Origin of the sequence: Shewanella sp. (assembly GCF_013214165.1) — a bacterium.
GTDB lineage: Bacteria > Pseudomonadota > Gammaproteobacteria > Enterobacterales > Shewanellaceae > Shewanella.
In genome coordinates this window covers 47,343-55,496 of the sequence record NZ_JABSSM010000031.1, presented here as the reverse complement: position 1 = coordinate 55,496, position 8,154 = coordinate 47,343, and the positions used below count along the sequence as shown (strand labels likewise).

The following is an 8,154-nucleotide window of genomic DNA, read 5'->3' as shown; positions in this document are numbered from 1 at the left end:
TTTTTAAATAGCTCAATTAAGCTATACCCTTTTTGGAACTGCACTTTGTTTTTGGCCATTTTGCACCTCAAACACCACTGGGATTACTTACAGTATAGCAATGGCTGACTATAGTGGGTAATCAGGTAAGCTCATGAACGAGAAGCATGGTGAATATGGTAAAGCCATGAGCCTATGAACGAGAAGCATGGATGCTGAACTGGCCTTTTTATAGGGACATATTTTGCTGAACTGGCCTTTTTATAGGGACATATTTTGCTGAACGGGCCTTTTTATAGGGACATATTTTGCTGAACGGGCCTTTTTATAGGGACATATTTTGCTAAACTGGCCTTTTTATAGGGACATATTTTGCTGAACTGGCCTTTGTATATGGACATATTTGCCGAACTGGCTGTTTAACAAGTACGTTATTGGAAATCGCAGATCGTATAGGGAAGACTTTTATAAAATCAAGAGCCGGCGTCTAGTAGAACCTTCTCAAAGTAAAGAGTGCATAAAGGCTCGCTGCAAGCGATAGATCACCATGAAGGGTCGACCTTCAAACTCACTCCCCAATATCAACTCAGCTAGACGCTAAAACGTTATTTGCAGTCATGGTTAACGGACAGCGAGAGACTAGGTGGGATACACCCTATCTGCATTGGCTGTGAATGCAGATAGGGTGATTTAAATGTGCTGTAAGCGGGCTCAATATGACCCGCTAATAAGGCAGATTGGTAAGGCAATCACTAGATTGCATTCAAGTAAGACTTAGTCGCCACTAGACGCACCGTCGCCGCACCTATGATGTCTAAGAAGCCCAAGATGCTATGGGGCTTTTCGGCACTGATCCAGGCTGAACCTGTGGCTCCGATGGGCAACATGGCCATGGTGGCTTCATCGACTTCTAAGATAACCGTGCGTCCAATCGGCATCGACCCCAAGGAAATGTGCCTGCCAACAGACTGCTCGCGAGGAAATATATCTCCCTGCGCCTCTCCGGTGGCTTCTACTTTACTGTGGACTCGAGCCCTGAATATCTGTCCTGGGTAGGCATCGATATAAAACTCGGCAAACTGGCCCTTCTTGATATAGGCAAACGATTGATCCGGGATCCGCATCTCGACAAACTTCTTATTGGTATTCCAAAAATGCAGGGCACCTATGCGTGATCCATCGGCAATATAGATGTGGGTCACCATGCCATCGAAGGGAGCGGTCACATTGAGCTGACTAAGCTCGTAATCCAGGCTTCTGACCTTAGCCTTCTGCACATCTAACTGTGCCTCTAGCACTTTGAGATCGGCACGAAGGATCTCGACTCGATCCCCGGAGTTTTCCAGATCACGTTCGCTGACATGATCTTGGATCCTTTGGTTACGAACATAATCACGGCTGGCCTGAGCAAACTCAACCTCCTTGGCTTCCACCGTGCGTTGAATTTCCATCTTCTTCGCCATCACCTCATCCTTGGCACCGATAACGGCATCATCCCTCAAGGTATAGAGTAACTCGCCTTGATTAACGTACTGGTTATGATCCACGTAGATCTTATCGATCTGTTGGCCTAACGCCGGTGATAGAACAGCATGCGGGGCTCTCACCGTCGTCGAGTTAGTCAGATCCGCAGGCGAATAGAATCGATGAGCCATAAACAGGCTAAAGGCTAACAGACAACCAATCAGCACGCTGATGAAGTAATTTCTGGGTCTGGGTTTGATCACCTTAAACTTAAACAACAACCACATAATAAAAATATAGGGCAGCATTATCTCTTTCATGAACGTGTCCCCTTAAACCATAACTGTGCCTTATCCCAGTCAGTCACAATCGCAATAACAGCGATGACCCACAGGGGTTTCCAAATTAGACCTAACATACATAACCAAAAAATTAATTTTGCTTGATGCATCCCCTTCTCTTTAGCCATGTATTTTGGCAATGAATGCAGGTGCCATAGCTTGAGGGCAACCCAAGAGAATACCGATAGCGTCACTAGGGCGATAAACCACATAAATGCGACGGAGTCGAGCAAGACCATCAAACTCGGCAGGGATTCAAACTCTAAACTTGTATCATGTATTTTCATTAATTCTCTCAGCTGAACTCTGGGGCCCATACTCAATAATCTTCACTAAGAGGAATCACACTGAGGACGGATACGGCCATCTCGTCGAGATGAGTAAGCACAAAATAATTTAGCAATCGGAGTCTAACTTAAACAGCCTGAATGACAGTTGAATCGAAGGGAGTAAACCAGCCTAATCACAGGCCTATATTGCAGTTTAGGATGAAAAATGTGTGTAAAAAAGCCGGAGCCACTTAGCTCCGGCTTAAAAACGACCGTTTCCGACTTATGATTAGTCCTGAAGCAAGCCCGCTATGGTCAGCATTCCGTGTGTGGTACCACCTGCAGCCCAAAGAGCATTTGGAGAATCGGCAAAGGCAGAAGCCAGATCCATATGCAGCCATTTCACATCCGGTGACACAAAATGCCACAGGAAGCCTGCAGCATTGGAAGCGCCGCCTGCACCGCCACCTTTCATCGGACGGCTGTTCGCCGTATCGGCATAGGCAGATGGACACATGTCACGATGCCAAGGATCTAACGGCAGAGGCCAGACACGCTCACCCACTGCGGCAGCTTTGGCTTGTGCCATAGCGAGTACTTCACTCGATGGAGAGAAGATAGCATTGTAATTTGTCCCGACCGCCATCACTGCCGCGCCCGTTAAGGTCGCTGCATCTATGACCAATTCAGCCCCAGTGTCACATGCGGCTTGTAAGCCATCGGCCAACACCAGGCGCCCTTCGGCATCGGTATTAACTACCTCGACGGTAACACCATTCTTATAAGTCAAGATGTCACCAAGCTTATAGGCATGGCCACTGATCAGATTCTCTGCGCAGCAAAGGAACAGCTTCACCCGCTTGTTCAAGCCTTGTTTCATGGCAAGACCGAGCGCCGCGGTCACGGTAGATGCGCCGCCCATGTCACACTTCATTCCCAGCATGCCTTCCGAGGCCTTGATGCTGTAACCGCCGGAGTCAAATGTAATGCCTTTACCCACTAAGGCAACAGATACAGGCGCATCTTCTCCTAGCGGGTTGTAATCAAGTTCAAGCATGGCCGGTGGACGTTCGCTGCCACGACCCACAGCATGAATACCTATCCATTTTTGCTCTAAAAGTTCTTGGCCTTCGATGATACGGTAAGTCACCTTGTCGCCGCCGATCTCTGATAACCAATGGGCCGCCAGAACAGCTAATTTAACAGGCGCCAGATTTTCAGGGGTTTCATTGATCAGATGGCGTGCAAAACCAGCACTCTCGAGGCGGTTTTGAAGTTCAATTTGATCGCTATCATCACCGGTCCAACGAATCTCAGGCTCAGATTTAGCCGTGGTAAAACCCAGAGAGAAGGCCCACTGAGCGTCCACACTCCACAACTCACCCTCAAGGGCTATGGTCGATAAACCTTGGCTACGTAGTTTACGTGCCGCTTGTTGGATCTGACGCAAGTCATCATTACCTTGAAGATGGATCGTCGCCAGTTCATTGCTAAAAGTAACATCGGCCTTGCCCCAATGAGCGGCCGGGGCTTCTTTAGTGAGGGTAACTTTCATTAAATCTGTCATGGGTGTTCCTTCCTGAACTATTTCTTATCTTGTTTTGCACGCAGTTTACTCCATAGAGTCAGATTCCGACAGTTAAAAGCTGATAACCTTGCGCCATTGTGTCAATAATAGCGGATCTAAACTCATGCAATTCAGTCCCTCTTTCCAACAGGGAAAATTAATAAAAAGATACCAACGTTTCCTCACGGATATCGAACTCGAAGATGGCAGCCAGGTCACCATACACTGCCCCAATACCGGCTCCATGAGAAACTGTCTGTTCGAGGGGGAGAGAGTCTGGTTTTCCATCTCGGATAATCCTAAACGTAAATACTCACGCACCTGGGAGCTGGCCGAATCCGCTCAGGGTCATCTTATCGGCATCAATACCGGCAGAGCCAATCAGCTGGCAGAAGACGGCATTAAAGCCGGCATCATCACCGAGCTGCAGGGCTATAGTTATCTTAAGCGTGAAGTAAAATACGGCAGTGAAAATAGCCGTATCGATATTCTGTTGCGGGACGAATCGACAACGAGCCCTAAGCAAGACTGCTATATTGAGGTAAAAAGTTGCACCCTTTTAGAAGAGGGCCAAGGCTACTTTCCTGACGCTGTCACCACCCGCGGACAGAAGCATCTTCGAGAGTTGATGGAGATGGTCGCCTTAGGCCATAGAGGCGTGCTGCTTTTTGTGGTGCAGCACACAGGAATCGACTCGGTACAAGCGGCCACGCATATCGATCCTGAATATGCCAGGCTGCTCACCAAGGCACATCAATCCGGCGTCGAAGTATTGGCATATTGTGCAGAAATGTCGCCAAATTGCTCATCCTTGATTAAATCCTGCCCTGTCAAACTCTAAATAGACAGTAAAAGTTGAATTAATTAACAATAGGGAACATAGTCAAGGAATATCATTATCGCAACACAAAAAATTTGCTTGCTCTATCAGTTTCTGATATAGATATCGGCCTTAAAATACAAGCGCCCCACAACGCAAATGATTAACAGGAGATGCGTTATGCCAGAAGGCACTAAAAAACTCGGCGTGCTCGCTATCGCAGGTGTACAACCTTATCAGGTAAAATCTGGTGAGGAGTACATGAACGCAGATCAATCGAGCCACTTCAGAAAGATTCTGGATGCTTGGCGTAATCAATTGCGTGAAGAGGTCGACCGTACTCTAAGTCACATGCAAGACGAAGCCGCTAACTTTCCAGACCCTGTAGATCGTGCAGCTCAGGAAGAGGAGTTCAGTCTGGAACTTAGAGCTCGTGATAGAGAACGTAAATTGATCAAGAAGATCGAGAAGACACTGCAGAAGATCGAAGATGATGATTTTGGTTTCTGTGATTCTTGCGGCATCGAAATCGGCATCCGCCGTTTAGAAGCCCGTCCAACGGCCGATCAGTGTATCGACTGTAAGACACTTGCCGAGATCAAAGAAAAGCAGATGGCAGGTTAATCTGACTTATCTTATCTTTCTTGCTTAAATATCTGAGCAGGAATAGGCAAGAGTTAATAAAGCGGGGCCTAGCCCCGCTCTAATTCATTCCCCGTTAAAAAATCAGCTCTGCGTTAATCTTGTCTTAGGTGAAATAATGTGAGTCACCAGCAATATATTGGCCGATTTGCCCCCTCCCCTTCAGGCCCCTTACACCTTGGTTCCCTCGTTGCCGCTCTGGGCAGTTACTTGCGTGCCCGTTCACAAAACGGTCAATGGCTGGTTCGTGTCGAAGATATCGATCCCCCCCGAGAAATAGCAGGAGCAACAGATGATATCTTACGCACCTTAGCCGCTTACGGACTTCATTGGGATGGTGATGTCTTATACCAGAGTAACCGCCTCGATGCTTACCAGAGCCAGATAGACAGGTTAATTGCACAGAATAAGGCGTATTATTGTCAATGCAGCCGTAAACAGATCAAAGCCATGGGCGGTACCTATGATGGACGTTGTGGCCGGCTCACTAAGCCACACCACAGCGGCGCAATTCGCATCCGCAATAGTGCCGGCATCGACAGATTTAACGACCTGCTGATGGGAGAGATCATAGTAGCTACAGACTTTGCCACCGAAGACTTCATCATCAAGCGCAGCGACGGTTTATATGCCTATCAGTTGGCCGTGGTGATGGACGATGCCCTCCAACAAATCACCGAGGTGACCAGAGGCTGTGACTTACTGATCCCCACTTGCAGGCAGATAAGTCTGTTTCAGATGTTTGCTCAGACGCCACCAGCTTGGCTCCACTTACCGCTGATCTGTACTGGGCCTGGCATGAAACTCTCGAAACAGAACCACGCCACCGCCATAGATAAAATACAGCCCCAGGCAAGTTTCAATGCCGCCTTAGCTTTTTTAGGCCAAGCCCAGGTAACACCGGAGCAGCAAATGGAAAAAATGGTCACTCAAGCCGTGGTCCAATTCGATCTTTCCTTAGTCCCCAATCAAACAGAAATCATCCAAGCGTAAGAATATACTCATTCGGTTACATTTGGGGTATCATAGCCGCCTTGTTGTAACCCATAGTACTTTTGCATAGTACTGATGCAATTCCGAGGTGTCCCATTTTTCGCCGTATTAGCAAATTCTGTAAACAGTTATTTGATAACAAACAGACGACTGAAGAAACCATAAGTTCAGGCTTAAGTCTGGAGGTTGTCCCGAGACAAGGTCACGATATTTCTCGGAGACAGATGAGCGAAAATGCCATAAAGGTACTCTATCGCTTACATAAGTCTGGCTTTAAGGCGTATCTGGTCGGTGGCGGCGTGCGCGATATTCTGCTGGGATTTCAACCTAAAGATTTTGATGTGGTCACCAATGCCACGCCGGAAGAGATCAAGGGTCTGTTCCGTAATTGTCGACTCATTGGCCGACGCTTTCGTCTGGCCCATATCGTCTTCGGCCGAGATGTGATCGAAGTTGCCACTCTACGTGGTCATCACGTAGACTCGGGCGAGAAGATCTCCAAGACCAATGCCGAAGGGCGACTGCTGCGTGATAACGTCTACGGCACCATAGATGAAGATGCCGAACGCCGTGACTTCACCGTCAATGCCCTCTATTACGACATCAGCGACTTCTCCATTCACAGCTATGGCGGTGGACTTCAGGATCTTCATTCTCGTACCATTAGAATGATTGGCGATCCCAATACCCGCTACCGTGAAGACCCAGTGCGTATGCTCAGAGCCGTGCGCTTCGCCACTAAGCTGGGGATGACCATAGAGAAAGACACAGCTTCACCTATCTATGAATTAGCACCTCTGCTGAAAGATATTCCTGCGGCCCGCATGTATGAAGAGATCCTTAAACTCTTCTTCAATGGCCAAGCACAGAACAACTTCAACATGATGCGTGACTTCGGTCTGTTTGAACCGCTATTCCCTCTGGTCAATAGCCTGCTTGTCGATGAGCCTGATGGCCCGTCGGTCAAGATGATGCAGAGCATAATGGAGAGCACGGATTCTCGGGTAACAGCCGAAAAAACCGTCACCCCGGCATTCTTCTACGCCGCTATTCTCTGGTACCCTCTGAGCCAACGTGCCGATGATATCGCCTTAGAGGGTGGTTTGAGTCTCTACGATGCCTATTATGCCGCCATGGGCGACGTGATGGAGCAACAGTGTCGCACCATCAGTATTCCACGCCGTTTTAGTACCCCGGCGAAAGATATCTGGCAACTACAGTTAAGGTTCGATCGTAACCAAGGTACACGTGCCTTCAAGTTTATCGAACATCCTAAATTCCGCGCAGCCTATGACCTGTTATTGCTTAGAGCAAGCGCAGAGGGCGGCGCAGTGGCTAAATCTGCCGCTTGGTGGAAGAGTTTTGTCGAAGGCGGCGAAGAGCAACGTAGCGTCATCGCTCGTTCGGTCAACAATGGCAGTCGTAATCATAGCTCGAATCAGCGCCGTCGTCGTAAGCCATCGGCCAAGAAGACATCACCTAAGTCAGGCGAGCAGTCAACCGAGAAACCATCGGAGAACAAGACTGCTAATCCAGGCAATCAAGCTGCGTCCCCATCGACGGATAAGCCAGTCGGCTAATGGCCAAGGTTTATCTTGCGCTCGGGGCAAACCTGACGGAGCCCGAATCTCAGCTCGACAGCGCCTGTAAGGCACTGCTCGAGCTGGCTGACTCGAATTTTACGCCCGCACTCACAATATCCTCTTACTATCGCTCTGCTCCCATGGGCGATCTAGTCCAGCCTAATTATGTTAATGCCGTTGCCTGCTTCCATACTAGCCTAGATCCCATCGAGCTTTTGGACGCATTGCAAAAGATAGAGAATGATCAGGGCCGGGTCAGATTAGAGCGTTGGGGACCGCGCACGTTAGATCTCGACCTCTTACTCTTTGATAATCAGACCATAGAGACTCCCAGACTCACTGTTCCCCACTATGGGATGAAACAGCGCAGCTTCGTGCTTATCCCTCTTGCCGAGATAGCCCCCGAGCTGACACTGCCATGTGGCACAGCACTCAATGGACTTATCGATGCGGGTTTGGCAGCAGAATTAGAACAAATAGTCAGATAGTATTGAAC

Annotated in this window: 8 protein-coding genes; 5 read left to right on the top strand and 3 right to left on the bottom strand. The window is 48.5% G+C overall.

The genetic code is table 11. The annotated features are described in order from the left end of the window. Positions 1–731: 731 nt before the first annotated feature. The 3 genes from HRU42_RS11120 to pepB all read right to left on the bottom strand — a co-directional run bounded on the left by HRU42_RS11120 (position 732) and on the right by pepB (position 3,620). On the bottom strand, positions 732–1,763 hold the full coding sequence (locus tag HRU42_RS11120) for an efflux RND transporter periplasmic adaptor subunit (RefSeq protein WP_295031126.1): 1,032 nt from the start codon (positions 1,761–1,763) through the stop codon (positions 732–734). Beyond that, positions 1,760–2,071, bottom strand: coding sequence for an Mg2+ and Co2+ transporter (locus HRU42_RS11115; protein WP_144048033.1), 312 nt, complete (start codon positions 2,069–2,071; stop codon positions 1,760–1,762). Before HRU42_RS11115 ends, HRU42_RS11120 begins: the two co-directional genes overlap by 4 nt. Before the next feature lie 271 nt (positions 2,072–2,342). Continuing rightward, positions 2,343–3,620: an aminopeptidase PepB gene (pepB, locus tag HRU42_RS11110; protein ID WP_295031124.1), complete on the bottom strand. Its 1,278-nt coding sequence runs from the start codon at positions 3,618–3,620 to the stop codon at positions 2,343–2,345. Positions 3,621–3,744: 124 nt separating this feature from the next. Here pepB and sfsA point away from each other — a divergent pair, with 124 nt between their 5' ends. The 5 genes from sfsA (at position 3,745) to folK (ending at position 8,146) form a co-directional block, all read left to right on the top strand. After that, positions 3,745–4,461 (top strand): DNA/RNA nuclease SfsA, encoded by a 717-nt coding sequence (gene sfsA / locus HRU42_RS11105; RefSeq protein WP_295031122.1) that lies wholly within the window; start codon positions 3,745–3,747, stop codon positions 4,459–4,461. A gap of 159 nt (positions 4,462–4,620) precedes the next feature. Continuing rightward, entirely contained in the window at positions 4,621–5,064 is a 444-nt protein-coding gene (dksA, locus tag HRU42_RS11100) for an RNA polymerase-binding protein DksA (RefSeq protein ID WP_295031120.1), read from the top strand. Positions 5,065–5,202: 138 nt separating this feature from the next. Beyond that, complete coding sequence (gluQRS, locus tag HRU42_RS11095; protein WP_295031119.1) at positions 5,203–6,075, top strand: tRNA glutamyl-Q(34) synthetase GluQRS; 873 nt, start codon at positions 5,203–5,205, stop codon at positions 6,073–6,075. 224 nt (positions 6,076–6,299) lie between these two features. Then, complete coding sequence (locus HRU42_RS11090) at positions 6,300–7,655, top strand: polynucleotide adenylyltransferase PcnB (RefSeq protein WP_295031117.1); 1,356 nt, start codon at positions 6,300–6,302, stop codon at positions 7,653–7,655. Beyond that, positions 7,655–8,146 carry a 2-amino-4-hydroxy-6-hydroxymethyldihydropteridine diphosphokinase gene (gene folK / locus HRU42_RS11085; protein ID WP_295031115.1) on the top strand — a complete coding sequence of 164 codons (492 nt, stop codon included), beginning with the start codon at positions 7,655–7,657 and terminating at the stop codon, positions 8,144–8,146. The genes HRU42_RS11090 and folK overlap by 1 nt, the downstream gene beginning before the upstream one ends. Positions 8,147–8,154: the final 8 nt, after the last annotated feature.

Excerpts from the sequence above, each read along its gene's own strand:
- HRU42_RS11120 (WP_295031126.1), bottom strand. The coding sequence starts at position 1,763 with ATGAAAGAGATAATGCTGCCCTATATTTTTATTATGTGGTTGTTGTTT.
- HRU42_RS11115 (WP_144048033.1), bottom strand. The coding sequence starts at position 2,071 with ATGAAAATACATGATACAAGTTTAGAGTTTGAATCCCTGCCGAGTTTG.
- pepB (WP_295031124.1), bottom strand. The coding sequence starts at position 3,620 with ATGACAGATTTAATGAAAGTTACCCTCACTAAAGAAGCCCCGGCCGCT.
- sfsA (WP_295031122.1), top strand. The coding sequence starts at position 3,745 with ATGCAATTCAGTCCCTCTTTCCAACAGGGAAAATTAATAAAAAGATAC.
- dksA (WP_295031120.1), top strand. The coding sequence starts at position 4,621 with ATGCCAGAAGGCACTAAAAAACTCGGCGTGCTCGCTATCGCAGGTGTA.
- HRU42_RS11090 (WP_295031117.1), top strand. The coding sequence starts at position 6,300 with ATGAGCGAAAATGCCATAAAGGTACTCTATCGCTTACATAAGTCTGGC.
- folK (WP_295031115.1), top strand. The coding sequence starts at position 7,655 with ATGGCCAAGGTTTATCTTGCGCTCGGGGCAAACCTGACGGAGCCCGAA.